Source organism: Thermodesulfobacteriota bacterium (genome assembly GCA_034189135.1).
GTDB lineage: Bacteria > Desulfobacterota > Desulfobacteria > Desulfobacterales > JAUWMJ01 > JAUWMJ01.
Genome location: JAXHVO010000081.1, coordinates 36275 through 62982 on the forward strand (window position 1 = coordinate 36275; position 26708 = coordinate 62982).

19 protein-coding genes are annotated in these 26708 nt (G+C 44.4%); 10 read left to right on the forward strand and 9 right to left on the reverse strand.

The genetic code is table 11. The annotated features are described in order from the left end of the window. The first annotated feature begins 8 nt into the window (after positions 1 to 8). Both SWH54_11890 and SWH54_11895 read left to right on the forward strand, forming a co-directional pair. Positions 9 to 848 carry an MBL fold metallo-hydrolase gene (locus SWH54_11890; protein ID MDY6791957.1) on the forward strand — a complete coding sequence of 280 codons (840 nt, stop codon included), beginning with the start codon at positions 9 to 11 and terminating at the stop codon, positions 846 to 848. A gap of 133 nt (positions 849 to 981) precedes the next feature. Beyond that, positions 982 to 1731, forward strand: coding sequence for an NAD-dependent deacylase (locus SWH54_11895; GenBank protein MDY6791958.1), 750 nt, complete (start codon positions 982 to 984; stop codon positions 1729 to 1731). Between the two features lie 318 nt (positions 1732 to 2049). Here the strand turns inward: SWH54_11895 and SWH54_11900 are convergent, their stop codons facing one another. Further along, complete coding sequence (locus tag SWH54_11900) at positions 2050 to 3909, reverse strand: SpoIIE family protein phosphatase (GenBank protein MDY6791959.1); 1860 nt, start codon at positions 3907 to 3909, stop codon at positions 2050 to 2052. 248 nt (positions 3910 to 4157) lie between these two features. After that, complete coding sequence (locus SWH54_11905) at positions 4158 to 5873, reverse strand: diguanylate cyclase (GenBank protein MDY6791960.1); 1716 nt, start codon at positions 5871 to 5873, stop codon at positions 4158 to 4160. A 274-nt stretch (positions 5874 to 6147) separates the two neighbouring features. On the opposite strand from SWH54_11905, the gene SWH54_11910 reads away from it, so the two are divergent. Beyond that, a complete protein-coding gene (locus SWH54_11910; protein ID MDY6791961.1) occupies positions 6148 to 7383 on the forward strand; it encodes an adenylate/guanylate cyclase domain-containing protein in 1236 nt (411 codons plus the stop codon). A gap of 132 nt (positions 7384 to 7515) precedes the next feature. Here the strand turns inward: SWH54_11910 and SWH54_11915 are convergent, their stop codons facing one another. Next, positions 7516 to 9348: a PilT/PilU family type 4a pilus ATPase gene (locus SWH54_11915; GenBank protein ID MDY6791962.1), complete on the reverse strand. Its 1833-nt coding sequence runs from the start codon at positions 9346 to 9348 to the stop codon at positions 7516 to 7518. A 321-nt stretch (positions 9349 to 9669) separates the two neighbouring features. Here SWH54_11915 and SWH54_11920 point away from each other — a divergent pair, with 321 nt between their 5' ends. Continuing rightward, positions 9670 to 10185 (forward strand): hypothetical protein, encoded by a 516-nt coding sequence (locus tag SWH54_11920; GenBank protein MDY6791963.1) that lies wholly within the window; start codon positions 9670 to 9672, stop codon positions 10183 to 10185. A 534-nt stretch (positions 10186 to 10719) separates the two neighbouring features. Then, the gene (locus tag SWH54_11925) at positions 10720 to 12687 is read left to right on the forward strand and encodes an FAD-dependent oxidoreductase (protein MDY6791964.1); all 1968 of its coding nucleotides are present in this window, start codon (positions 10720 to 10722) and stop codon (positions 12685 to 12687) included. Here the strand turns inward: SWH54_11925 and SWH54_11930 are convergent. The 5 genes from SWH54_11930 to SWH54_11950 form a co-directional block, all read right to left on the reverse strand. Then, positions 12670 to 13677 carry a dipeptide ABC transporter ATP-binding protein gene (locus SWH54_11930; GenBank protein MDY6791965.1) on the reverse strand — a complete coding sequence of 336 codons (1008 nt, stop codon included), beginning with the start codon at positions 13675 to 13677 and terminating at the stop codon, positions 12670 to 12672. The two genes, SWH54_11925 and SWH54_11930, sit on opposite strands and share 18 nt — an antisense overlap. Next, positions 13670 to 14647, reverse strand: a complete 978-nt coding sequence (locus SWH54_11935) for an ABC transporter ATP-binding protein (protein MDY6791966.1) — start codon at positions 14645 to 14647, stop codon at positions 13670 to 13672. Before SWH54_11935 ends, SWH54_11930 begins: the two co-directional genes overlap by 8 nt. Before the next feature lie 48 nt (positions 14648 to 14695). After that, a complete protein-coding gene (locus tag SWH54_11940) occupies positions 14696 to 15589 on the reverse strand; it encodes an ABC transporter permease (GenBank protein MDY6791967.1) in 894 nt (297 codons plus the stop codon). Beyond that, positions 15589 to 16593, reverse strand: a complete 1005-nt coding sequence (locus tag SWH54_11945; GenBank protein ID MDY6791968.1) for an ABC transporter permease — start codon at positions 16591 to 16593, stop codon at positions 15589 to 15591. The genes SWH54_11940 and SWH54_11945 overlap by 1 nt, the downstream gene beginning before the upstream one ends. 109 nt (positions 16594 to 16702) lie before the next feature. Next, a complete protein-coding gene (locus SWH54_11950; GenBank protein ID MDY6791969.1) occupies positions 16703 to 18310 on the reverse strand; it encodes an ABC transporter substrate-binding protein in 1608 nt (535 codons plus the stop codon). Positions 18311 to 19073: 763 nt separating this feature from the next. Between SWH54_11950 and SWH54_11955 the strand changes: the two genes are divergently transcribed. The 5 genes from SWH54_11955 (at position 19074) to SWH54_11975 (ending at position 24663) form a co-directional block, all read left to right on the forward strand. After that, positions 19074 to 20630, forward strand: a complete 1557-nt coding sequence (locus SWH54_11955; protein ID MDY6791970.1) for an ABC transporter substrate-binding protein — start codon at positions 19074 to 19076, stop codon at positions 20628 to 20630. Between the two features lie 97 nt (positions 20631 to 20727). Next, on the forward strand, positions 20728 to 21702 hold the full coding sequence (locus tag SWH54_11960) for an ABC transporter permease (protein ID MDY6791971.1): 975 nt from the start codon (positions 20728 to 20730) through the stop codon (positions 21700 to 21702). After that, the gene (locus tag SWH54_11965; protein MDY6791972.1) at positions 21699 to 22616 is read left to right on the forward strand and encodes an ABC transporter permease; all 918 of its coding nucleotides are present in this window, start codon (positions 21699 to 21701) and stop codon (positions 22614 to 22616) included. Before SWH54_11960 ends, SWH54_11965 begins: the two co-directional genes overlap by 4 nt. A 1-nt stretch (position 22617) precedes the next feature. After that, positions 22618 to 23586 (forward strand): ABC transporter ATP-binding protein, encoded by a 969-nt coding sequence (locus tag SWH54_11970; protein MDY6791973.1) that lies wholly within the window; start codon positions 22618 to 22620, stop codon positions 23584 to 23586. A 57-nt stretch (positions 23587 to 23643) separates the two neighbouring features. Further along, positions 23644 to 24663, forward strand: coding sequence for an oligopeptide/dipeptide ABC transporter ATP-binding protein (locus SWH54_11975; GenBank protein MDY6791974.1), 1020 nt, complete (start codon positions 23644 to 23646; stop codon positions 24661 to 24663). 594 nt (positions 24664 to 25257) lie between these two features. Here the strand turns inward: SWH54_11975 and SWH54_11980 are convergent. Further along, positions 25258 to 26577, reverse strand: a complete 1320-nt coding sequence (locus SWH54_11980) for a YihY/virulence factor BrkB family protein (protein ID MDY6791975.1) — start codon at positions 26575 to 26577, stop codon at positions 25258 to 25260. Between the last annotated feature and the right edge of the window lie 131 nt (positions 26578 to 26708).

Genomic DNA, 26708 nt, shown 5'->3' on the forward strand with positions numbered 1-26708 from the left:
GTTAAGACATGTACATTAAATGCTGGGGTTCAAGAGGTTCTATTCCTGTTTCAGGAAAAGAATACCTTAAATATGGTGGTGATACGACCTGTCTGGAAATCCGAACAAAGAGCAATGACATCATTATCGTTGATGCCGGTACAGGAATCCGACGACTTGGCAACCTGTTGACTGATGAAAAACAAAATAAGTATCATTTCCTTTTTACTCACGCTCATTGGGACCATGTGATGGGGTTTCCCTATTTCAAACCCCTCTATTCCAAACATGCCGAATTCAGGATGTATCGATGCCCTTTTCACGATGAATTCGTGGAAAAAATCATCTCTAAGGTCATGGCTCCTCCCAACTTTCCTGTTAAATATTCCGATATAAGAGCTGAATTATCTTATGAAAAAGCCCGTCCAGTGGAGTTTGAAATCGGCAGCGTTAAAGTCGTTCCCATAGCGATTAGTCATCCCAATGGCGGCAGCGGATACAAATTCATTGAAGGCGGAAAGTCCTTTGTGTTCTTAACGGATAACGAACTCGGTTTTATCCATCCTGGTGGGCTTCCCTACAAAGACTATGTCAATTTTTCTTCAGGCGCAGACCTTCTTATTCACGATGCAGAGTACACACCCAAAGAGTACAAAACGTATATTGACTGGGGGCATTCCGTATACACTGATGTTCTCAATCTGGCCTTTGAATCCGGGGTTAAAAAAGTGGGCCTTTTCCATCTAAACCAGGAAAGAACCGACCGGGAAATGGATAAAATCGTCAAAACCTGCGGAAAAATAATAGCCGACAAAAGCAAAAAATTGGAATGTTTTGCCGTAGGATGTGATATGACGTTTGAGTTGTAACCTGATTCGGAAAACAAAACAGCCTCTTGGCCTACACTTTTCGGCTTTTGTAATACTTATTCATACGAAATGCAGCACAAGGTCCTGCTGAAATGAAGCGGGAGACTTGTTATGATGCCGTCAAGGATTATTTATGGATGACCTGATAAAACGAGCAGCCAAAGATCTCGCTTCAGCAAAAAATGTGGTCGCCTTAACGGGTGCGGGTATTTCTGTAGAAAGCGGAATTCCACCTTTCAGGGGAAAAGGCGGGATATGGGAAAAATTCGATCCCATGGAATTTGCTCATATCGATGAGTTTATGAAGGATCCTGCAAGAGTATGGAATGTACTTATTAAGGAAATGAAGGATATCGTTGACACGGCAAAACCAAATGATGGTCATTATGGCCTGGCTAAGCTGGAGCAAAAGGGAATCTTAAAAACGGTTATTACGCAGAATGTTGACGGACTTCACCAGAAGGCAGGGAATACAGATGTAATTGAATTTCATGGAAATTTTGCATGGCAGAAATGCATGACCTGTGATAAGCGAGTGGAAACTATCCGGGTAAATATGTCGCAAATACCCCCACGGTGTGAGTGCGGAGGTATTTTAAGGCCCGAATGCATTTTTTATGGCGAGATGATTCCAACAAATCACCTGCTACGTTCCAGGCTGGTGTCCTCCCGGTGTGATATCATGCTGGTAGTGGGAACTTCAGCAGTGGTACAACCTGCATCCTTTATGCCGGTTATGGCAAAACAATCAGATGCCAAAGTGATAGAAATCAATCCGGAAAAAACCCCTCTGACAGGTGATATCAGCGACTACCTTATCATGGGAAAAGCAGGACCTGTAATGAAACAAATCATAGAAGAACTTGAGGTACTCCTTGTTTAAAGCATCGGAGAGTTTTTCAATCTCTGCTCTGTCCACCAGTGAAATAGCCCAATAACCTACCAATTGAAACCTGCCTTTAAAAATTTCGATGGCAAGAAGATCGGCGTGCCTGTGCGATGCATACAGACCGGTGAGCTAAGTTCAAACTGGCCTGAAATTGCCATTCCAGTGGAGTAAAATAAGATTGACAACAAAACCTACTTCAGCAATCTGAAAGCTTATGGTTTGTGCCAACGGCTGCTTCAATATGTTGGGTTGCAGTTGAAGGTGATACACAATTCAGAATTTTCGTTTGGTCCATACTGGAAAAGCAATGCCTTATCTTTTTTTTAAGATAAACATCGTCATATCATCAAACTGCTCTCTTTCGATCTGAAAAGCATTTACATCTTCAATTAACTTTTCGCACATATCTTGTGCAGGCAGGTCTGCATACTTATCAAGAAGCCGGGCAAAACGCTTTTCTCCGAACTCCTCATTCTGCTTATTTATCGCTTCAGTTATTCCATCGGTATACAGTACGATGGCTCCCCCTTTGTTCAGATTGATTTCGGCCAAATCCATGGACATACCTTCCATCATTCCTGCTACCATGGTCTTCATCTGGGGCAACATGGCAAAATTTTCACCAGGAGCCATTGATGTTTTAACAAAAGGCATATTGTGTCCGGCTGTTGAATAAATAAATCGACCGGTAGTCATATTGAACACACCATAAAATAAGGTGATAAACATATTTGCTCCCTGGTCCAAAGCCACAAGTCTGTCGTTGAACTCGGTGAGCACCATGTCGGGGGGCAAGTCTCTGGAGCTTAATATGCGAAATAATGTACGGCTTACAGCCATAAAGAGGGCTGCAGGAACTCCTTTACCGGAAACATCGCCGATAACTATTCCACAATTATTGTCGTCAATTTGAAAAAAATCAAAATAATCTCCTCCAACCTCCCGTGCAGGATCGCATTTACCCCACACTTCAATTTCTTTAAACCGGGGGAATTCTTTAGGAAGAAAGCCCTGTTGAATCGTCTTGCCGAGTTCCAGTTCGCTCTCTACCCTTTCCTTGGCCTTGGTGGTTTCCGTCAGTTTGTCAATATACAAACGAAGATCATCCACCATTTTATTAAAAGCGGCGGACAACTCACCAATTTCGTTTTTTTGTTCTTTACCTTCAATACGGGTCGAAAGATTACCTTGCGAAATTTGGCGCGCAGCCCGTGTCAGTTTCAGCAGGGGTCTTGTCAAAGAGACGGAAACAATAATTGCTCCAACCACGGCGACGGAAAAACCGAAAACGATCCAGATAAAAAGGTTGCGCTGCATCTCTGCTGCGGCTTGGTAGGCGTCTTCTTCATTCTTTTCCACAATCACTCCCATCTTCAGTATAGTTGGGATACCATATGCACCCAACATTTTTTCGCCTGAGGGCCGCTGATAGGGTTGGGCGCCAATTGTGCGGATATTCGAAGCCAGCAATTCTTTCACTGTTTTAACCAGTCGGTTCTTACTGAGATCCGGCATGCCTGAGGCAAAAATCTTTCGTCCCTGAGGATTAATTAGGGTGATGGGAATTTTTTCAGCAGATTGATTGTTTTCAATGCGTTTTCTAAGGCGATCAAGATTGATTCTGGCGGAAAGGGTTGCCCTGCGGCCGAAGGTTCTTTGGTCCAGTTCCAGGATCAGGGTAATTAGCCATGCATCTGCATCGTTTAGATAGGTTAAATCGCCTGCAAAGATCACTCCATCCTTTTTTAATGTTTCAATCTGTTCGGGTGTTAGTTTGAGGAATTGCTTTGAATCGACAGATATTTTGCTAAGCTTATGGGAAAATTCATCTTGAGTCACCAGGAGCGGAGTCGAAGCACCCTGAACAGAAATTTGAAGCGCGACAATATCAGCAATATCTTTGATTCCCTCGGTTAGAAGAGAAAGCTTTGCATTGACACCCAGATCTTCATTCTCAACCGCTTTTTTGATTAACCTGAGAGGCGCCAACCACGAATATTTATAAAAATCCTCAATTTCCTGGGTGACCTTCTTGGCCGTTATGATAAGTTTGTCGTTGGCAGAGCTTTTTAACTCATCCCTGGTTATCTTGATCAAGCTCCTTCCGGCAATTCCCAAGGGAATCAATGCAAGAATAATAGAGAAAACAAGCAATTTGGTTCTTAGACTCATTTTTTTACCTATTGGTTTTAAGCTTCAGACAAGTTGTCGTGAGACCTTGGTAAAACATCACTTTATGTCCGATTTCAGTGTTGGTCTTATCTTTTAATCTTCAAAAGATTCTATATATTTCTGAGGTTAAAATATTTGCCCTCCTTGAAGGCGAATATAAATTACCATTCGTCAAAGGTTTCGTCTTTTAGAATTTTTCCAACATCATAGACCCCAAAAACAGATCGCTTTGGTTGAAAACCCTGCGTTCAGTTATGATCCGGATGATATCTGACGCTGTTTCTGCCTTCCTTTTTAGCTCGATAGAGCGCTTGGTCGGCCGAAGACACAAGCTCAACCGAAGACCTGTGCACCAGATTGTTATACAAGGCAATGCCGATGCTGATTGATATGGAAAAATCTGATGAATCATATTTAAACTTGTGGTTTAAAATCTTCTTTCTTAATCTTTCACATACGGTCATGGCATTTTTTAAAGATGTATCCGGCAGAATAACGGCAAATTCTTCACCTCCGTACCTGCAGATGAGGTCTCCCTGGCGAAAATGTTCGTCTATCATCCTGCCAATAGCAGAAAGGGCCATATCGCCGGCAAGATGCCCATACCTATCGTTGATATTTTTAAACTTGTCCAGGTCGATCATGCAGAAGCCCAGATTCCGTTTGTATCTTTTCGCTCGTGCCAGCTCCCGCTTCAGGGATTCAATGAAATATCGACGGTTATATAGGCCGGTTAATTCGTCTCTGGTTGACATCTGAGCCAGCTGTATCTGGGCCTGTTTCATTTCTCTTTCCAGGCTTGACATTTCAGCCAATTTTTCCTGGGCCAGTTTTATTTCTCTTTCCAGGCCAAATTTTTCAACCGTATTGGTTATACTTCGGGAAAGGGATTTTTTGCTGATTTTATTTTTAGGCAGATAGTCATAAGCCCCTGCGTTAATGATTTCAGAAGCGATCGTTTCATCTTCCAGTTGGGAAATGATTACTACCGGTATTTCAAGTTTGCTATCGCTTAATGACTGCAGAATATCCAGTCCGGTGCCGTCAGGAAGAAAATGTTCCGATAAAATCAAATCAACCGAGCAATTATTCAACTGAGTGATGGCCGCTTTTATATTTTTAACACGGGTCAAGTCGAGTTGTATAAAGGTTTTTAAACAGTTGGATATTTTCTTAAAGTCAGCATCAGATTTTTCCACCGACATGATTGATATTTTTTTATCATGGCTCTGTGTAGAGTGGTCGTTGTCATCTGATGCTAAGTTATCTTGAGGGATGGTCTGAATTCGCTTAATTATTTCAAAAATCTGTTGTCCGGCGTCTTCTATGCCACACATGTATTTTTTAAGTTCAGGGGGAATTTTTTTTTCAAACCGCATCAACTCCACATTATCCATGAGTTCTGTCAGTGGCTGATTTAATTCATTGGCGGTTGCTCCAGACAAAAGAAGCAACATCTTAAGCCTTTCTTCTTCAATGACTGATTTTTGTTGATTTATGATTTTCTGATTGGCTTTTTTCAGCTTTTCCACAGTTCGTTTAAGATGGGCAGTGGTTTTTTTTAAGGCCTTCTTCGCCTGGTGGCGCCCCACCGCATAACGTATTGCACGGACGAGGGCCTTGCTGTCTGTCTGGCCCTTTATCAGATAATCTTCCGCCCCTGCATTGACAGCCTTGATACCAAGAGTTTCATCATTTTGCCCTGTAAACACGATAATGGGAATATCTGAAGTCTGGGCATACACTTTATTTAGCGTCTTAATTCCACTGCTGTCAGGAAGTCCAAGGTCAAGCAGAATAATAGCAAAATGTTCATCTTGCAAATGTTCGAGTCCCGAAGAAAGACGGTCGGCATGAACCAGCTCAAATGAGATATCTCTGACTTTGTTCAGCATACGCCGTATCATTTGAGCAATATAGGGGTCATCTTCAATTATCAAGGCGCTTACCGACTTAATTTTCATTCCTTCTCCAGTTCATTTTTATTCATTCATAACCATAGCACATAAATCGCTTTAAGTTCAAGAAAACATTCAACATGCAGCAGACCAATTCAAAAAGATTAGATCCTATTAACCACTCGCTGCACGCCATCGGCCATTCAAAACACTTAACCATTCAAAAAAAAATACAAAAAAATATGGTTTGACTGTAACCAAAAATACAGTATAAAACAAAATCAAAAAATTTGATTTTATAAACAATATTATTTCCGCAACAATTTTATAAGGACATACCATGGCTACAAAGGTACTAAAACGTAAGCTTGCCGCCATCTTTAGTGCGGATGTGAAAGGATACAGTCGCATGATGGGTATGGATGAAGGCTCCACTGTCATCACCCTGACAACTTATCGTAAAGAAATTTCTTCTCTCATTAATAAACACAGGGGTCGGGTGGTGGACTCTCCCGGTGACAATCTTTTGGCCGAATTTGCCAGTGTGGTGGATGCAGTTCAATGTGCGGTTAAAATACAGGAAAGACTCAAGACGAAGAACAAGGAACTGCCCCGAGACCATAGGATGGAATTTCGTATCGGTATCAATTTGGGGGATGTAATAGAAAAAAGAAAGCGTATTTATGGTGATGGAGTTAACATTGCAGCCCGGATAGAAGGGCTTGCAGAAGCCGGAGGTATCAGCATTTCAAGCACCGCTTACGACCAGGTAAAGAACAAACTGGGCCTTGAGTTCGGGTATATGGGAGAACACAACGTGAAAAATATCGCGGAGCCTGTAAGAGTGTATAAGGTTCTTATGCAACCCGGAGCTGCCACCCCAATGTTACCGGCACAAAAAATAGAGGTTCTGCTTTATACTGCCGTCACCCTGGGAGCACTGTATTTTCTCTATTTTAAGTATTTAAGATATATTATCGCCGATTTTAAATTTATGGCTTTGTTGCCAATAAACTTTATATCTTTGATAAACATTCATCCGATAGTTTCTATAGCCATTGGTGTTCTTTTTATGGCTGTGATTTTATTGTTAATGAAATTTAAAAAAAAGGCACCCCAACTCTTCTTTAAAATGCTTAAAGGTGGATTCGGTTTTTGTGCCGGTTTTCTTTTATTTTACCTTCCTGCAGCGTACCTTCCTTTTGATGCAGGAGCAGGATTAAGGAGAACCGTTTATCAGTCTGAAAATCTATTTGTTGAGGTGGTGGAAAATAATGTCCATATCTACAAGGAACCCAACAGTGATTCCCCCATACTGCGTAAAGTTAATAAGGGCAATTTATTACTGTTGGCAGATGTGAGTAAAAAAGGCTCGCTGACATGGAATAAAGTGCTGTTGGGGAAAAAAGAATACGGATGGATCATGCGCGTGGTTCCTCCCAAATTCGGTGCATCGGAAAAAAGGCTTACCTTTACTTATAAATTTAACTTTAGATATACAGATATAGGCGCATTCCTAATCGGAATTTTCGGTTTTGTTTGGGGCTTTATTAAATTCAGAATCAGGACTACCTGAAAGAGTTTATTATAGCAAATAAGAGCTGACCTTATTTGAAAGCTCGTCAAATACAAACGGATAGGCAAAAGCGATTGACCCGTCACCGGCAACAGGTGACATTTTCAATACAGCTCCTCGGGCGCAGATTACCTAATTTTCCAACCGCCTTACAAGATCGTCCTTATCTTCCGCTTTGCTTAAGGCTTCCTTATAATCCACTTTTTTACGCCTTACCAGCTTGGCCAACTCTTCATTCATAAGCATATTTCCCTGTGCTTTTCCGGTTTGCATGGTAGATTTAATTTGATTTATTTTTTCTTCACGAACCAGGTTGGCAACTGCCGAATTAACCACCAGAACTTCCACAGCAGCTGCTCGACCACCACCGATACACTTGCAAAGTACCTGAGCCACTATACCTTTTAACGAGTCACAAAGACCCACACGAACACGGCTTTGCTGATCGGGTGGAAAGGAATCGATAATACGATCAAGGGCGCTGATTGCCGAATTGGTGTGCAGGGTACCGAAAACCAGGTGGCCGGTATTTGCAGTCTCAATGGCAAGGGAAATGGTCTCTGAGTCACGCAATTCACCTACAAGCACAATGTCCGGATCCTCTCTGAAGGCAGCCCTAAGGGCACTGGAAAAACTATTGGTATGGCGTCCTATCTCCCGTTGATTAATTAAAGAAAGTTTACTTAGATGTACGTATTCAATTGGATCCTCCATGGTGACGATATGCGCACGGCGAGTGCGGTTAATATAATCTATCATTGCCGCCAGGGTAGTCGACTTCCCGGAACCGGTCGGACCTGTAATAAGCACCAACCCTTTGGGATGATCGGACAGCTTCTTTAAAATCAGCGGGAGGCCCAACTGCTCGAAAGAAAGAATTTTAGTGGGAATAAAGCGAAATACAGCCCCTATACCAAGATCATCGCGAAAAAGGTTTACACGAAACCTTCCCACATCAGATACCGAATATACAAAGTCCGTGTCATTTTGATCTAAAAATTGATTTTTACTTCGTTTACCCATAACAGGATCCAATAACTCAAAAACCTCTTTAGCTCCGACTTTCTTTGTGTCGGCGATGTCCTGGATTTCACCATCAATACGCCAATGTGGAATCTGACCGGCTGAAAGGTGGAGATCGGAAGCCCCTTCGGCCACCATTCTTTTAAGCAAAGTATCCAGTTTGGGTGAAGACTTGTCTTCACCCTTTTTTTCATCTTTTTCAGGTTTTTCTGTAGATGCGGACCACTCTTCCACCCCGGCTTGTGAGCCCAGCACCGTATCGAAAAAATCGTTGTCGATACGAACCATCTGGAGCTCCATGCTTGGCAGAAAACTTCGAACAGCCCCGAGGACCTTGGAACTGGGATCGTTGACTAATCCTATACGCAAAACATTTTGGGTTGCCTGTAATGGTAAAACACGGTGCCTGATAATAAAATCCAGCGGAAGCATTTGTATGATATCAGGCGACGGGAGATCTGAGTCTTTATCGTAAGCCGGAAGGGGAATATTGGTGGAAAGCTGCTCCACCCTTCTGGCAAGGTTTTGGCTGATACTCGGTCCGAAGGCGGGTATGTTTTCAAACATATATTCAAAAAGGGCTCTGTCAAACTTCAAGATCAGTGTCTTTTGAGTCGCCTGAACCGTTGCCGTGCGTGGTTCCTTTAACAAAAGGCCTATTTCCCCGATAATACTGTTTGGTTTAATCCTTCCCAGCTCTATCATTCCATCGGTGGATTTATGGTGGTGCAGAATAGAAACTTCTCCCTTAATAAGCATGAAGAATGCCTCTGACGGCTCGTTTTCTTTTACAATATTTTCCTGCGGATCATAGTGACAAAGCTTTGCACGGCTGGCAATTTTAATAAGCGAGTCTTCCTTAAGAGCACCAAACATCTCAGTCTTGCCCATTGCTGCGGCAACCATTTTCAATGCATCAGTTTCAATCTTTAGAATTTTCATAGATCAATCTCCTTAATAGTGGTCATTTTCTGCAACCCGGTCAAAATTATCGTATTTTTTGTACCTATAGTCAAGTCCCATCCTTTATCCAAGGGAAAACCTCATTGGTGCGTTCAGTGGTTGACTATTTAATCATTTGTTATCATAGTATCATTAACCGTTTTTAAACGAGTGGATTCCATAAAAGATGGGGGCACACAACAGGATGACCATATGGATGTCATCAATATTATTCCTTTGACGCGCTGTTGTTTTAATATTATACTCCCAATGTTTTTTACAGCCATAAAATAAACTGGGAATTATCTCCAAAGGAAAATAATGGGTCAGCTGAGATGTAAAAAATGCGGTAGGGAAGTAACCGGTAAAGATAAATACTGTCCGGTTTGTGGCAAATTAATTAAAAAAAATGCTGTGGCAAGAGCGGTTCTTTTTATCATTGCAGTGTTGATTGTTTTTTATGTATATCCAAGGCTGACCAGTAAAATAGACGAAAAACCGCAGGTCCAATACTCCGAACCGGCTGTTTCGATCACAGCGTTCCGGTTGTATAAAATATACCAGCAGAATGAACCTTCTGCAGATAGAAAGTTTAAAGGAGAAATCGTTTCGGTCAGCGGCGAGATAGGCAGTATTGGCAAAGATATGATTGGAAAATTTAACATCTGTCTGAAAATAAAAGATAGCCGCTGCGGTGTCCAATGCTTTTTTGATAAAGCATATAAAAAAAAGGTGTTGGCTCAGGAAAGGGGAGCCCGTATAACCATCACCGGAAGATGTGACGGGAAAACAGGAAGAGTTATTCTTAGAAAATGCGTCATCCTTATAGCACATTGAAGATTTGATTGTTTTCATTACTTGGGCATTCATAATTCCTGGTTCGATATTTTGCTGTTCAAAACAAATCCGTAAGTTTGACGTTTTAAAAAGATAACGTATTATAAAACGGTCTGTTTTTACACCGGTTATGACTTATTTACTCAAGTTTCGCACCCCTTATCAACGGTGGAGCCGGAATTGTTAAAGCGCCGATTGATGTTAAGGGTGTGAATCGAGACAGTTATATTATTTTCTTCCAGGGGATATGAATTGAATCAGTTGCAGCGTGTCCGGATATTTAGGATACAGTCTATCCATTGCTAAACAATATAAAAGGGACGGTCTATCCCAAATATCCGGACACGGCAAAAAGGTGCAATAGATCACCCACATATCCCCTTACAGAAAAAAACATAACCGTTTCGATTGACATCTGATTTTATATGTTACGTACCGTCAGGGCATTACTTTCCGCCAAACCGGGGTGCGAAACTTGAGTTATTTATTTTTATCTGCCCACGGCTCAACTTAACAGATTTGGCAGGTGTGCCTATGTCAGACTCAAAATCAGATATGTCTTCCATAACAAGCACAGTAGATTCGGTAAAACATCTTTTTACTGCTTTTCGTTTTAAAGGCCTTACGCTGAAAAACAGAATTGTATTGCCCGCCCTTGCGTCCTTTCTATTAGACGATGATGGTGCTGTTACCGAAAAAGCGGTTAATCATTACAGACTCAGGGCTGCCGGTGGCCCGGCCATGGTTATAACGGAAGCCTGCGCTGTTTCACGGGAAGGCATTGTCTCTCCCAATCAGGCCAGGATTTCCCACGACCGATTTATAGAAGGTCTTTCGAAAATAGCTCGTGCCGTAAAAGCTGAAGGAGCGATCCCCGCCATTCAGATACACCATGCCGGCAGACAGACCTCGGTTAAAATAATCAAACAAAAACCCTATGCCCCGTCACCGCTGCGTTGCCCGGCAATTAGGGGTGATGTAGACCCATTGACTAGTGAAGGCATACAGGTACTGGTGAAAAAATTCGGAGATGCTGCCGTGAGAGCCATGGAAGCCGGTTTTGAACTTTTAGAGATTCACGGCGCACATGGTTATCTGATTAATCAATTTATTTCCGGATTTTCCAACATCAGGGAAGATGAGTATGGCGGGAGTACGGTTGGGAGGACGCGATTTGCCAGAGAGGTTGTACGGGAAATCAGGAGTAGGCTTGGCGACGGATTTCCCTTATCATTTAAAATCAGTGCCCAAGAATTTGTACCCGGCGGTCTAACGGTGGAAGAGAGTGTTCAGGTGCTGAAAATACTGGCTGATGCCGGGATCGATATTGTTCAGGTTTCTGCGGGTAATGATGCAACACCCGAATGGATATGCCAGCCCGCTTTTATGAAAAAGGGTTGTCTGGTAGATTCTGCCGAGAAAATCAGGAAAGAATTGGATATTCCCGTGATGGTGGTGGGAAGGATCAATGATCCGTTGATGGCCAACAAAATTATACAAACCGGAAAGGCCGATCTGGTTTGTATGGGCAGGGGCCTTATGGCGGATCCGAAAATGCCCAAGAAAGCGATACAAGGTCGTTTTGATGATATCAGAACCTGCATCGCCTGTAACACCTGCATGGAATCTATCTTTAGAAAAGGCCGCGTGGAGTGCCTGGTCAACCCCGCTTTGGGCAGGGAAAGGGAGATGGAAATCCGTCCTGCTGAAACGCCTAAAAAGGTGATGGTGATCGGTGGCGGCCCGGGCGGGTTAAACATTGCCTGGGTTGCAGCCAGAAGGGGTCATGATGTGCAACTTTTTGAAAGGCAACCACAGCTGGGTGGTCAGCTGAAAATAGGGAGTGTATCGAACTTCAAAAAAGAACTGCTGAACCTAATCAGGTTCCAGAAAAGACAGGTTAAGAGATTCAAGGTCAAATGCCATCTCAATCATGAAGTGACGATAGAAACCATAAAACAGGTTAATCCGGAGGTGGTTGTTCTGGCAACCGGGTCTATTCCCTTGGTGCCATCGGTTGAAGGGATTGAGAACGAAATTGTTGTTCCCATTCATGCGGTTTTAAACCGTGACCGACCTCTTTGTAAAAAAACAATTATCATTGGAGGTGGCGCTGCCGGTTGTGAGATTGCTCTGCATCTTTCCGAATGTGGATCTTTGGTTACCATGGTTGAAATACTTCCCAAAATCGGGGGTGATCTGGAAACAATGACCAAAAAAATTCTTGTCCAAAAGCTTAAAGAACATAACGTGCAAATAAAAACTGAATCTAAGCTGTCAAGGATTGAAAATAATGGAGTTGTGATTACCGACCAAAACCAAAAAGAAACCTTTATTGAAACTCAAAGAGTGGTGATTGCCATCGGATATCGCTCTGACAACAGGCTTTACGATCAAATCAGATCTTTGGGATATGAAACCCATCGTATCGGCGACTGCCTTGAAGCCAGAAGTGCCAAAGAAGCGATCTATGAGGGAATGGCCTTAGGCTGCTCGATTTAGCCCAACTGCACCGGCAAAGTGGCACGCGGTAAAGTGGCCTTTTTCAACTTCCTGTAGTTTCGGTTCTTTTGAACTGCATATATCCCGTGCGTACATACACCGGGTGTGGAATCGGCATCCGGCCGGAGGATCTATGGGGCTGGGCACATCTCCTTTTAAAATAATGCGTTTTCTTGTTAAAGTCGGGTCCGGCATGGGAGAAGCCGACAGCAGAGCCTGGGTGTAAGGATGAAGCGGCCTGTGATAGAGTTCTTTGCTGTTCGCAAGTTCCACCAGTTTTCCCAGATACATTACCGCCACCCGGTCACTGATATGTTCAACCACATGCAAATCATGGGAGATAAACAGATAGGTGAGTTCAAATTCATCCTGGAGTTCTTTAAGAAGATTAAGCACCTGGGCCTGGATTGAAACATCCAGTGCGGAAACGGCTTCGTCACATACGATCAGTTCCGGATTAAGCGCCAGTGCTCTGGCCACCCCGATCCGCTGGCGCTGTCCTCCCGAAAACATATGGGGATATCGGCGCATGTGCTCACGCCTTAAGCCGACCACATGCAAAAGCTCCAGCACCCGTTCCTCTCTTTCACTTTTATGCTTAACTCCGTGTATCAGCAGCGGCTCTCCGATAATTTGCGATACATTTTTACGGGGGTTCAAAGAAGAGAATGGGTCCTGAAAAATAATCTGCATCTTTTTACGTAAAACGCGCATCTTGTTTTGATCATAGGACAGGATGTTTTCGCCTTCAAAAAGCACCTCACCGTCTGTAGGTTCTTCCAGCCTGAGAATGACCCGTCCGAAAGTGGTTTTACCGCAACCCGATTCACCCACCAATCCCAGGGTTTCTCCCTTGCGAATGTTTAAGCTGATGCCATCCACCGCTTTAACAGCTGCCACCTGTTTTAAAAAAACACCCCCCAGTATCGGGTAGTGTTTCACCACATCGTTTGTTTCAAGCAAGTATGGGGTTTTCCAATGGTCAGGCATATTTTAAGCACCTTGCAATATGGTTTTCACCAACTTTATACATCTTTGGTTCGGTTTTGAAACAGTCCTCAAAAGCATCCGGGCATCTGTCACTGAACAGGCAGCCTTTGGGTAGGTTGAACAGCGATGGTACGGTACCGGAAATGGTGCTGAGTTTTCCATCGGTGGTTTTGCGGCCGACTGACGGTATCGATTCCAGCAGTCCAATGGTATACGGGTGTTTGGGATTGGAAAAAAGAGTGTTGACGTCGGCGAATTCAACCCGTTTTCCGGCATACATAACCGCAACGTGCTGGGCCATCTCTGCAATGACACCCAGATCATGGGTGATAAACAGGATGGCGGCCCCGGTTTCCTCTTTAAGTTTGTTCATCAGGTCCAGGATTTGTGCCTGAATGGTCACATCCAGGGCTGTGGTCGGCTCATCGGCAATCATCAGTTTGGGATTGCACGCCAGCGCCATGGCAATCATTACCCGCTGGCGCATACCACCGCTCATCTGGTGCGGGTAATCGGACAACCTAGTTTCCGGTGCCGGGATACCCACCTTGTGAAACATTCCGATCACACGCTCCTGGGTGTCTTTGCGCGACAGTTGCTGGTGCAGGCGGATGACTTCACCGACCTGTTCTCCCACGGTGAAGACCGGGTTCAAAGATGTCATGGGTTCTTGGAATATCATGGAAATCCGGTTGCCGCGAATTTTACGCATCCGGGCCTCGGAATATAACAATAGGTTGTCGCCTTCAAAGAATATCTTCCCGCCCATAATTTTTCCCGGCGGGTCAGGAATGAGCTGGATAATGGAATGGGCCGTCACACTTTTGCCGCAACCGGATTCTCCCACCAGTCCCAGGGTCTGACCGGCCTGGATGGTCAGGTTGATATCGTCTACAGCCTTTGCAGTCTGTCCCCGAACAGAAAAATAAGTTTTCAGGTTTTGAATGTCTAGTAGGTTACTGTTTTGCATCAGACGTTATGGGTCACGGTGAACATTTTATAAAAAGATTTATTGGTTTTAGTCTCTAAGTCTCGGGTCAAGTGCATCTCGCAGGCCATCACCCAGCAGGTTGAAGCCGAGAACAGCCAGTAAGATCGCAATACCGGGAAATGTCATCACCCAGGATGCCCGTAAAATCAATCCCCGGCTCATGGCAATCATCCCTCCCCATTCGGGAGTGGGTGGCTGGGCGCCCAGCCCTAAAAAACTCAAGGCGGCTGCATCCAGAATTGCCGAAGCCATACTCAAGGTGGTCTGGACAATCAGAGGACCCATACAGTTGGGCAAAATCGCCAGGAAAATGATCCGCCAGTTATTGGCACCGATGGATTTGGCGGCCATCACATAATCCTTTTCACATTCTTCCAGCACACTGCCGCGCACAATGCGTGCAAACCGGGGAATATAAGTAAAGCCGATGGCCATCATGGCATTCCGCAAGCTCGGTCCGAGATAGGCCACCACCACAATGGCCAGCAAAAGATAGGGAAAGGCAAGGATCATATCCATGATGCGCATAATGATGCTGTCAATCGTTCCTTTATAGTATCCGGAAATAGAGCCGAGCAGGACGCCGAAAAAAAAGGCCAGGCCCACACTGATCACCGCCACAGCCAGGGATACGCGGGCGCCATAAATGATACGGGAAAGGGTGTCCCTGCCCAGATCATCCGTTCCCAGGATGTTTTTCCATGTTCCTTTTTCGTGCCAGACCGGGGGTTTGATCTGATCATAGAGGGAGACCTCCAGTGGATCATGAGGGCTAAGCTGCGGAGCGAAGATGGCCGCTAATATAAATACGGTAATAATCACCAGACCGATAACGGCTGTCTTGTTTCGCCACAGCTGACTGAGCTGTTCCAGCATCGGGTGCCGGTCAAAAGGATTTTTTTGTGCTGTTTCCTTAGTCATTATTGGACACTGATTCTCGGGTTAATAACCGCATACAGTATATCTACACATAAATTGATGATCACAAACATGGCGGCAATAAACAGTGTTCCCCCCTGGATGACCATGTAGTCGCGCTGCATCACGGCATCATACATCCATTTGCCCACACCGGGCCAGGCAAAAATTGTCTCGGTTAATATCGCCCCCCCCAAAGCCACACCAAACTGCAGGCCCACCGTGGTTACTACCGGGATGAGGGCATTGCGCAGGGCATGCTTGAAAGTCACCATAAACTTGGAAAGACCCTTGGCCTTGGCGGTTTTAATATAATCCTGGCGAAGAACTTCAAGCATGGCCGAACGCGTCATCCTGGCGACAATGGCCATGGGGATGGTACTCAGGGTTACGGCAGGCATGATGATATGCCAGAGCGCATCTTTCAGAGCCGCCCAGTTTCGGGTCAAAACAGCATCCAGGATATAATAATTGGTGATGATTTCCAGATCGATATCGATACTCAACCGTCCGGACATTGGGAGCCAGCCCAGGTTGAGAGAAAAAATCAGCATAAAAATCAACCCCAGCCAGAAAACGGGCATACTGACACCGGCCAGTGCGCCAAGCATGCTGACATAGTCAAAAATGGAGTACTGTTTGGTTGCCGAAATGATACCGAAAATAATACCGAAAAAACAGGCGATGCATAGGGCCACCACAGTCAGTTCAATGGTGGCGGGAAAACGCTGTTTGACCTCGGTCCAGACCTTCTGGCGGGTCCAGATGGTTTCGCCCAGATCACCTTTCATCAAACGCTTCATGAACATTCCGTATTGGACGTAAAGAGGTTCATTCAGTCCCAGGTGCTCTCTAAGTTCAACCAGTGTTTCTTCAGTGGCTCTTTCACCCAGAAGCAGCATGGCAGGATCGCCGGGCGTCATATGCAACATTAAAAAAACAATGATAGACACCCCGAGAAGGGTGGGGACCAGAATCAATATGCGTCGGATGATATAAGACAGCATGAAAATATAGATGGATAGGTTTGATCAGTTTTAGATAAAAGCGCACGAGCAAAGGGGAAGAGGTTTAACCTCTTCCCCCGATTACTTATTTTACATCTGTTTTTTATGGCTACTTGAGCCACACGTTTTTCAACCGCACAGATCCGGTGGGATGAAGTTTGAAATTCATTACGTTTTTCCGTGCGGGCCAGATGACCGTTGAGTGGGCAATACTGATCACCGGACACTCATCGTAAATCAGCTGCAGCGCCTGCTTATATATTTTGCTACGCTTTGCCTGGTCAATCGTTTGTCTGCCCTTGACCATCAGATTGTGGTACTTTTCATTGTGCCACTGGGTCCTAATGGAGCTGGACGCCAACCCGTCGAATAGGACCGCCAGGAAGTTATCCGGGTCACCATTGTCACCGGTCCAGCCAAGCTGGAACAGATCCATGTCTTCCGGTTGTTCCCGCTGCCGTTTCAAGTAAGTTCCCCACTCAAAAGTGACAATCTTGGCCTTGATACCGACTTTTGCCAGATCAGCAGCCATGGCCTCACCGATCTTGCGCCCGTCCGGATTATACGGACGAGGAACAGGCATGGACCATAGTGTAATTTCCCCCAATCCTTTTCCATTGGGGTATCCGGCTTTGGCAAGGAGCTTCTTTGACAGGGCAGGATCGTATTTAAACCCGGGGATCTTCTTGTTATAACCCCACATGGTGGGCGGGATTGGATTTTTAGCGGTCTGTCCCATACCCTGATAGATATTATCGACAATTGCTTTACGGTTGACCGCATGGGCGATGGCCTTACGCAGGTTAAGATTGCTCTTCCAGGGTTCCTTGGTGTGATTGAATGAAAGGTAACCGACATTCATCCCCGGTTGGGTTGGGAGTTTCAAGTTGCGGTCTTTTTTTGCCAGATCAATATCAGCCGGATTGGGAAACTGGCAGATATGGATATTGCCGGTCTTGAGCTCAAGGAAGCGAACCGAATTTTCCGGAATTGATCTAAAAACAATTCTTTCCAGGTAAGGGCCGCCTTTTTTGTCCCAGTAATCGTTGTTTCTGGTCAGTACGATACGGTCGTCTTTGATCCATTTTACGAATTTAAAGGGACCGGTTCCCACAGGATTTCTCAAAAACTCTTTGGGGTTGCTCAAAAAAGCCTCGGGGCTGATAATATTGGCAAAATCCATCCCCATGTTTGCAATAAATGGTGCTTCAACTCTTTTCAGCTTAAATACTACCGTGTATTCTCCAACAGCTTCAATGGAACCAACCGTCTTGTCCATTTCCATGGAGACCCAATACTCCGGCGGACGTTCCTGAGCCGGAATTTCCCATCCTTTACCAAAAAATTTTACATTGCGTTCTTTCATCATACGGCCGATGGAAAAAACGACCGTATCGGCGTTGAACGGCGTGCCGTCATGAAATTTTACCCCTTTTCTCAGATTAAAGGTATATGTTTTGCCGTCCGGAGAAATTTTCCATGATTTAGCCAGACCGGGTTCCAAGGCGGTGGATTCATCTTTGTAGAATACCAGAGCCTCAAAAATATTATCACAGACCAAAAAAGAGTTTCCGTCTGTTTCATAAGCCGCGTCCAGCCCCACGCTGTCCCCGCCCCTGCCGAATACCAACGTGCCGCCTTTTTTAGGCGCTGCCATGGCCATACCTGTTACGGCAAACACAAATACGGTCATAATGATTAAAACCTTTTTCATCATCTGTGCCCCCTCCTTTGACAATTAGCAGTTATTGGATTTTACTTCTCAAAAAACACCCCCGGTGGGTGATAATCCAATTTATAAACACGTTCGTTTCTTATCAAAACATTTTAAGCATGTCAAAAGATATATCACCGGGTTGTCATGGCACTTATCGGCCATATTTAAATATAAGCGTATTAAAAAAAGCGACGCCAGGCGTAAACAGGTATAGAGTTATAACTCAAGTTTCGCACCCCTTATCAACGGTGGAGCCGGAATTCTTAAGGCACTGATTTGTGTTGAAGGTGTGAATCGAGACAGTTATATTATTTTCTTCCAGGGGATATGAATTGAATCAGTTGCAACGTGTCCGGATATTTGGGATAAAGTCTATCCGTTGCTAAGCAATATAAAAGGGACAGTCTATCCCAAATATCCGGACACGGTAAAAAGGGGTAATAGATGACCCACATATCCCCTTACAGAAAAAAATATAACGGTTTCGATTCACATCTGATTTTATATGTTACCTGCCGTCAGGGCATTACTTTCCACCAAACCGGGGTGCGAAACTTGAATTATAACTTTAAAGTTTATCGGGGCAAAAGATTCGATTTTCTATGCGGAGAAAAAAACCACAAGATTTAATCATCATGTTGGTTTTTATTACTTGACCTGATAGGGATTCCGAATGTAAAACACATATTAGAGGCTGATGGAGAGAGTGAAACGGACTTTTTTAAGTTCAATATTAACTTTGGAAAACTAAAAGGGGGTAGGAATGAAAAGATTATTGGTAGTGTTTTTAGCAATTTTGTTGCTTTTTTCTTTTGGCATGACGGCAAGTGCAAAAACTTTGAAGCTTGCCATGGACGCGGATCCGAAAACCATGGATATCCAGGAACAGTTATCCGGTGGCATGCTGCAGTTTTCGCATTGGGTGTTTGATCCCTTGGTACGCTGGACCCAGGACGGGAAATTTGAACCGCGTCTGGCAACCAAATGGGAGCGGATCAATGATCTGACCATGCGCTTTTATCTTCGCAAAGGGGTAAAGTTTCACAGTGGAAATCCGTTTAACGCCAAAGACGTCGTATTTACCATGAAGCGTTTTAGAAAGAGTGCGGACTTCAAGGGACTTTTCGAGCCTTTCGGAGAAACCAAGATTGTAGATAATTATACCATTGATATTACAACCAAAAAACCTTACGCGCTGCTTTTAAATATGGCCACCTATATTTTCCCGTTGGACAGCAAATTTTATACCGGTACGGATGACCAGGGAAAGCCCAAAGACGCTATCCTGAAAGTCGGGTATACCTTTGCCAAAACAACCCTTCCCAGTGGAACCGGTGCGTTCAAATGTACCTTCCGTGAGCATGGGGTAAAACTGGTCATGGAAAGAAACCCTGACTACTGGGACACCCAATCACCGGGAAATGTGGATAAAATTATTTTCACCCCCATCAAAGAGGAAGCGACCCGGGTGGCGGCCCTTCTTGCCGGAGATGTCGATTTTATTTCTCCTGTCCCGCCGCAAGATTTTAAACGGATTAAAAAGGATAAAAAAGTCGATTTGCTTACCTACACCGGCGGCAGGATCATCACGGTGCAGATGAATCAGAAACGTCTGGAACCGCTCAGAAACAAAAAGGTGCGCCAGGCTATTGTACATGCGGTGAACAACGCGGGTATTTGCAAGAAAATCATGAAAGGGACCGCCACAGTGGCCGGTCAGATGAGCCCCAAAGGCTATTTCGGATACAGGGAATCACTAGTTCCCAGATATGACCTGAGAAAAGCCAAAAAACTGATGAAGGAAGCCGGTTACCCGAAAGGTTTTAAGGCAACCATGATCGCGCCCAACAACCGTTATGTGAACGACGAAAAAATCGCCGAAGCATTCTGCGCCATGCTGGCCAAAATAAAAATTGATGTCAGTTTAAAGGCCATGCCAAAAGCGCAGTACTGGGATGAGTTTGACCGGCAGCCTGCGGATTTCCAGATGATCGGATGGCATTCCGATACCGAGGACTCCGGTAATTTTTATGAGTTCCTGGCCATGTGCCCCAACAAGGAAACCGGTTACGGACAGTACAACAGCGGAAACTACTGCAATCCCGCAGTTGATGTGTTGACACTGAAATGCCAGTCAGAAACCAACCTGGAAAAGAGATCACAGATGCTTCAGGAAATTGAGCAGATTTTGTATGATGATGCGTCTTTTGTACCTTTTCACTGGCAGAACCACTCCTATGGAGTTAAAAAAGGGGTGAAAGCCGGACCGATTATCAACACCTTGAATTTTCCGTACCTGGGAGACCTGGTAATAGAATAATTCATTATTATTCTCTAACAACTTAATTCCCAACGGGGCAGATTGATTCAAGTTGAACGTTAATCTGCCCCTGTATTTTTAAAAAATAAAAGATACTATGTTTGCATTTATTATTCGACGGATCATCCAGGCCGTTATTGTGATGCTGGTGATTAGTTTCATTGGTTTTTCCGTCCAGCATAATCTTGGCGATCCGGTCAGGGATATGGTTGGGGAACGGGTATCGGTAGCCGAACGTGAAGCATTAAGGGACAAACTCGGTCTAAACGATCCTTTCTTCACGCAGTACTTCCGGTTTGTAAAAAACGCCTGTCAGGGAGATCTGGGAATTTCATATTTTCATAACAAACCCACCGTGGAAGTCATTCTCAGAAAAGCCCCGGCAACCCTTGAGCTTGTTTTTGTTACATCCGCCATCATTCTACTAATCACTTTCCCAGTGGGTGTATATTCGGCGCTTTATCCCAAAAGCTGGTTTTCCAGGTTTGCCATGGGGGCGAGTACCATTGGAGTTGCGGTACCGGTGTTCCTAACGGCAATTGTCTTGATTTATATCTTTGGCGTAGAGCTTCAGTGGCTTCCTGCCTTTGGTCGAGGAGATACGGTTAATGTCTGGGGCTGGGAAACAGGACTGTTAACCAAGGACGGCTTACTCCATCTCATCCTGCCAAGTTTTTCCTTGGCGTCCATCATGCTTCCTTTATATATCCGTCTGATTCGCAGTGAAATGATGGAAGTGCTTGAAACAGAATATATCAAATTTGCCTGGGCCAAAGGATTGAACCGTTACCGGGTGTGGCTGCTACATGCTTTCAAGAATACCCTTCTTCCGGTGGTGACGGTTTTTGGTGTTGAAATCGGAATCCTGTTCGCTTTTACCCTGCTGACGGAAACGGTTTTTCAATGGCAGGGGATGGGATTTATGTTTCTTGAAGCGGTTGAGCGGGCGGACACCGCCCTCATCGTTGCATACCTGGTGATTATCGGTTTGATGTTCGTGGTAATCAATACAATTGTGGATGTGATATACGGATTTGTAAATCCAATGGTCAGAATAGCAGGAACAAAATGAAAACATGGCAAAGATTTAAAGACTCATATTTTTTCTACAGCTTTAAACGCGATCCGGTCGCGTTCACCAGTTTTTCCATATTTTTTTTCCTGGTCCTGATCAGTTTTATGGCTCCCATAATCGCACCGTACAGTCCGTATGACACCTCCACCATCGATATTATGGATATCGAAATTCCACCGCAGTGGATGGAAGAAGGGGATGAAAGATTTTTATTAGGTACCGATAACATGGGCCGGGATTTATTCAGTACCATGCTATATGGTCTGCGTACCTCAGTGATTATTGGAATCGGGGCCGTACTGTTTCAAGCTCTACTTGGTATCATGGTGGGATTGACCGCCGGTTATCTCGGTGGACGGGTAGATGCTTTTTTAATGAGAATTGCGGATATACAATTTGCAATACCTTATCTTATGGTCGCTATCATCACCAGTGCCATATTTCAAATCGCGTTCGGGGTTGGGCGTTTTGAAGAGCTGGCACTACCTCTGTTGGTTGTTATCATTGGCATTTCAGAATGGCCCAAATACGCCAGGACAGTAAGGGCTTCCGTTTTAGGAGAAAAGAATAAGGAGTATGTGGAGGCGTCTAGGGTGATCGGGCTTAACCGCAGACTGATAGTGTATCGGCACATTCTGCCCAATACTTTGACACCGGTGCTTGTTATTTCGACCATCCAAGTGGCACAGGCAGTTATGAGCGAGGCCGCACTTTCCTTTTTGGGATTGGGAATGCCGATTACCAAACCCTCTCTGGGTTCGTTGATCAATGCCGGCTTTGAATATGTGTTCAGTGGTTCCTGGTGGATTACACTTTTTCCGGGTATTCTTCTGGTGACGTTTACCTTGGTAATCATTCTTTTTGGGGATTGGCTGCGGGATGTGTTAAACCCCAAACTGTACAAGGGATAAAATGGGTCATTTATTGCAAGTCACAGATTTGGAAGTTAAATTTGCCTTGAGATTTGGTGATCTTACCGCCATTGACGGTATCAGCTTTACTCTGGACAAGAAAGAGAAGCTAGGTCTTGTGGGAGAAAGCGGCGCGGGCAAGTCGGTCACCGGCTTTTCAATTATCAATCTGATCAGCAAACCTGGGTATATATCCGGTGGTTCGGTGATGCTGGAAGGGCAGAAATTAAATGATCTGACAGATGAAGAGATGCGTAAAATACGGGGCGATAAAATCAGTATGATTTTTCAGGATCCCATGATGACATTAAATCCCGTATTGACCATCTGTACCCAGATGACGGAAACCGTCCATGCCCATCGCAATGTCACTAAAAATGAAGCCATTGATATTGCGTTGGATAAATTAAAAAAGGTATATATCCCTTCCCCGGAAAAACGATTGTTTCAATATCCCCATGAATGTTCCGGCGGAATGAGACAGCGAATCGTTGTGGCCATCGCACTGTTGACAAATCCGGCATTGATTATCGCTGATGAACCCACCACCGCGCTGGACGTAACCATTCAGGCAGGGATTACGGATCTTTTGTCCGAATTGTGTGAAACAGAGGATATGGGGTTGATACTTATTACCCACGATCTGGCGGTTGTTTCGCAGGTTACTGAAAAAATTGCGGTCATGTACGCAGGTAAGATCATTGAAACCGGTCTAACAGAGGATATTATCAAAAATCCCAGACATCCTTATACCAAGGGACTCATAGGCTCTTTGCCGGGAGGGCAGAAAACGGGAAAACGCCTGACGCAAATACGGGGCATGATGCCGACACTGACCGATATTCCAAAAGGATGTGCGTTCCATCCCAGGTGTGATCTTGCGGAACAGATCTGCCGTGAAACCACACCTTTGCTTAAGAGTGTGGATGGTGAAAAGCGTTTGGTTGCCTGCCATATGGCAGGTGTTTAATTTCACTTAATTTATGTTGTCTGTCCGAGAAAATTTTAAAGATAACGCCAAAAGAGTATGATGGAAAAAAATAACGGACTGCTTACAATCAAAAACCTGATCAAACATTTTGATATTTCCGGAGGCCTGCTTGAACAGCTTAGATTTTCCAAAGGAAAGATTTCGCGGAAGCGAACCGTGGTTAAGGCTGTCAATGATGTCAGTTTTTCAATTAAAGCGGGAGAAACCTTGAGTGTGGTTGGAGAAAGCGGATGCGGGAAGTCCACCCTTGCCCGAACAATACTGGGGTTATACCCGCCAAACAGCGGCGAAGTTTACTATCGCGGAGATCGAATCGACCATCTTTCTTCCAAGGAGATGCTACCCTATCGGGCAAAAATGCAGATGATATTTCAGGATCCCTATGCTTCACTGAATCCCAGAATGACGGTGCAGAGAACATTGGAAGAACCGGTCTTATTTCATAATAGATCGATTTCCAATAATGAAGTCCAAAAAAAAGTCGAGGATGTCATGGAGCAGGTCGGTGTGGACCCGCAATGGGTGGACAGGTACCCCCATGAATTTTCCGGCGGTCAGAGACAGAGGATCAGTATTGCCAGGGCATTGATGGTGGACCCTGAGTTTGTTGTCGCGGACGAACCGGTGTCTGCCCTGGATGTTTCCATCCAGGCACAGATTTTAAACCTGATGATGGATGCCCAGGAAAAACGGGGTTTGACTTACCTGTTTATCACCCACGACCTGTCCGTTGTAAAGCATATCAGCACAAGGGTTGCGGTGATGTATCTGGGGACCCTATGCGAACTGGCTACAGTGAGAGAACTGTTTGAATCAAAGCGGCACCCATATACAAAAGCGCTTTTAAGCGCGATACCGATACTGGGAGAGAAAAAACCAAAACATATCAAATTAAAAGGCGAAGTACCCACCCCCATAAACCTGCCCCCGGGCTGCATTTTTCATGGTCGGTGCGAATATGTAAATGAGCGCTGTAAAATAGAAATACCGAAAATCAGAAAACTCGATTCAGGAGCATTGGTCGCATGCCACGGCGTGGAAGAAGGAAGGTTGTAACTTATACATCAGGATCTTTGCAGATAAGTGCAGACTTCGAAACACCCCTTTTTGTCTAATACCTCAAGCTGTATGTCAGTTATCTCATCCCACCAAATCTGGAACACAATATGATAACGGTTAACTTTTCGACTCCATATGTAATTTCTGCTTATACTGTTTCTCAAAAATATATTCCGTTTTAAACGATTTCTAATACACTCAAACAGTTTCCTCATTTAAAACGGAACATATTTTTGAGAATTATTATAAATGAGGGATCGGGGAATTTTTCGATTTCTGCTCTGTCTGCCTGGGGAATAGCCCAATCTCCCGCGCAATGCTTAACAATTTTATCGAAAGATTTTTGTACGGCAGCTATCTCGCTGAAATTAGATTTGAACCAGCCCCAATAGACAGATTCCCACGGCGGCTATGATCGTCTCTGCCTGTATGGGTTTAACGCAAAGGATAGGGGGCGGCTACGAGGTACTGTATTCATATGTTTATGATTGCACGGGCGATTGGGCTATTCCCTAGGCGGATCGCTGACAATCAATAAAGGGCCAACTGTTCATATAGAAGTCTTAGGGGAAAAACTCCACGACTCTTCAATTAAATATCTTTTAACAGTCTGTTTGCAGGAGAATGATCAATTGCATCCGCAAGCTCTCTTAAAGCTTCCGACAGCGCTTTCAGTTCTTTGGTGTGCGCCACAGGGATATGGCTGACACCTCTTTGATCAAGAGCATCAATGATATATTTTATGGTCAACAGGTTAATATCAAGAGCGGGCTGGTAGGTGAACTCTTCATATTCCCCTGTTTTCATATCGGAAATTATCTTGCATGCAACGAGTTCATCAAGTATTCGATGCACCATACGAATGGGAATTTCCAGCGTTTGTGAAATCTGTGCGGCAGTTGAAGGATTGTCACCTCTGGCAAATTTATTTATTAACAAATGGGCGATCTGCAGAGAAAGCAGCTTTTTGAAATGCGGACTTATGTTAAGATAATCAGGTTCAAATTCGTACATTTCCACATTTTGGTGGGCAAAAGAGACCTCGGCGCCAATAAGAATAATGGCCCAGCTCGCTTGAAGCCATATCAACAGAAGCGGCAAAGCCACCAGACTGGCATAGACCGGGTTGTTTTTGGCAATGGCGACCTGTAAATAGATATATCCCACCTGGGCAAGCTGGTAGATAGTACCTGCCACCATACCAGCCAGCAATCCGGATCTGAATTTAACCTTCGTGTTTGGCATCAACACATAAATAAAAGTAAACAGTGTCCAAAGCAGGAAATAGGGTAATAATTTTAAACTGGAGAAGATAAACGGGCTGAATATCTTTATCAGGTCAATTTTTTCAGTGATCGCAGCGATCTGGGTGGTGAGGAAAACAGGGAGGCTGCTGGACATCAACACCAGAATCGGGGTGATAAGCATAAATGCAAGATAATTGCTAATTTTTCTTTTTAAAGCGCGGGACTTTCTTATTCCCCAGATATCATTAAATGATCGTTCAATATGCCCCAGCACCTTGAGAACAGACCAAAACAAAACCACCACACCAAAACCGGCAATCATGCCGCCTTTGGTGTTTTCAATCAGCCTTCCCGCATAGTCAATAATCTGTATCAGCACCTGTTCCTGTCCGGGAAATTTATTAAAGAGCTGTTTTTCCAACAGGGTTTCTAATCCGAAGCCTTTGGCTATCCCTAGGGCCAGTGCAGCCACAGGGCCTATGGAAAGAAGAGAGTAAAAGGTCAAAGCGGAGGCTCTCAGCAGACATTTATCTTGATGAAATTTCCGTATGGTCAGCAGGAAAGTCCGCAGCAGCCTGATAATCAAGGCTTTTATAAAAGGAAGGTCTTTGAGTCGAATCCTCCAGATATCGGTTTTAATAAAACTGAAAATTTTAAAAACCATGTTTTAAATTGCTAAAATTTGAGAGGAGAGAAGCCCAGTTTATGTTTAATCCGCATTGTCACGGCCTTATATTTTTCTATATTCTTTTAACTTTTCTGTCAAATTTTTTAAATCGTTTAAGGGTGGCTCAG

What these genes read in the sequence shown, in the direction of transcription:
- SWH54_11890 (MDY6791957.1), top strand. Translation starts at nt 9, where the DNA reads ATGTACATTAAATGCTGGGGTTCAAGAGGTTCTATTCCTGTTTCAGGA.
- SWH54_11895 (MDY6791958.1), top strand. Translation starts at nt 982, where the DNA reads ATGGATGACCTGATAAAACGAGCAGCCAAAGATCTCGCTTCAGCAAAA.
- SWH54_11900 (MDY6791959.1), bottom strand. Translation starts at nt 3,909, where the DNA reads ATGAGTCTAAGAACCAAATTGCTTGTTTTCTCTATTATTCTTGCATTG.
- SWH54_11905 (MDY6791960.1), bottom strand. Translation starts at nt 5,873, where the DNA reads ATGAAAATTAAGTCGGTAAGCGCCTTGATAATTGAAGATGACCCCTAT.
- SWH54_11910 (MDY6791961.1), top strand. Translation starts at nt 6,148, where the DNA reads ATGGCTACAAAGGTACTAAAACGTAAGCTTGCCGCCATCTTTAGTGCG.
- SWH54_11915 (MDY6791962.1), bottom strand. Translation starts at nt 9,348, where the DNA reads ATGAAAATTCTAAAGATTGAAACTGATGCATTGAAAATGGTTGCCGCA.
- SWH54_11920 (MDY6791963.1), top strand. Translation starts at nt 9,670, where the DNA reads ATGGGTCAGCTGAGATGTAAAAAATGCGGTAGGGAAGTAACCGGTAAA.
- SWH54_11925 (MDY6791964.1), top strand. Translation starts at nt 10,720, where the DNA reads ATGTCAGACTCAAAATCAGATATGTCTTCCATAACAAGCACAGTAGAT.
- SWH54_11930 (MDY6791965.1), bottom strand. Translation starts at nt 13,677, where the DNA reads ATGCCTGACCATTGGAAAACCCCATACTTGCTTGAAACAAACGATGTG.
- SWH54_11935 (MDY6791966.1), bottom strand. Translation starts at nt 14,647, where the DNA reads ATGCAAAACAGTAACCTACTAGACATTCAAAACCTGAAAACTTATTTT.
- SWH54_11940 (MDY6791967.1), bottom strand. Translation starts at nt 15,589, where the DNA reads ATGACTAAGGAAACAGCACAAAAAAATCCTTTTGACCGGCACCCGATG.
- SWH54_11945 (MDY6791968.1), bottom strand. Translation starts at nt 16,593, where the DNA reads ATGCTGTCTTATATCATCCGACGCATATTGATTCTGGTCCCCACCCTT.
- SWH54_11950 (MDY6791969.1), bottom strand. Translation starts at nt 18,310, where the DNA reads ATGATGAAAAAGGTTTTAATCATTATGACCGTATTTGTGTTTGCCGTA.
- SWH54_11955 (MDY6791970.1), top strand. Translation starts at nt 19,074, where the DNA reads ATGAAAAGATTATTGGTAGTGTTTTTAGCAATTTTGTTGCTTTTTTCT.
- SWH54_11960 (MDY6791971.1), top strand. Translation starts at nt 20,728, where the DNA reads ATGTTTGCATTTATTATTCGACGGATCATCCAGGCCGTTATTGTGATG.
- SWH54_11965 (MDY6791972.1), top strand. Translation starts at nt 21,699, where the DNA reads ATGAAAACATGGCAAAGATTTAAAGACTCATATTTTTTCTACAGCTTT.
- SWH54_11970 (MDY6791973.1), top strand. Translation starts at nt 22,618, where the DNA reads ATGGGTCATTTATTGCAAGTCACAGATTTGGAAGTTAAATTTGCCTTG.
- SWH54_11975 (MDY6791974.1), top strand. Translation starts at nt 23,644, where the DNA reads ATGATGGAAAAAAATAACGGACTGCTTACAATCAAAAACCTGATCAAA.
- SWH54_11980 (MDY6791975.1), bottom strand. Translation starts at nt 26,577, where the DNA reads ATGGTTTTTAAAATTTTCAGTTTTATTAAAACCGATATCTGGAGGATT.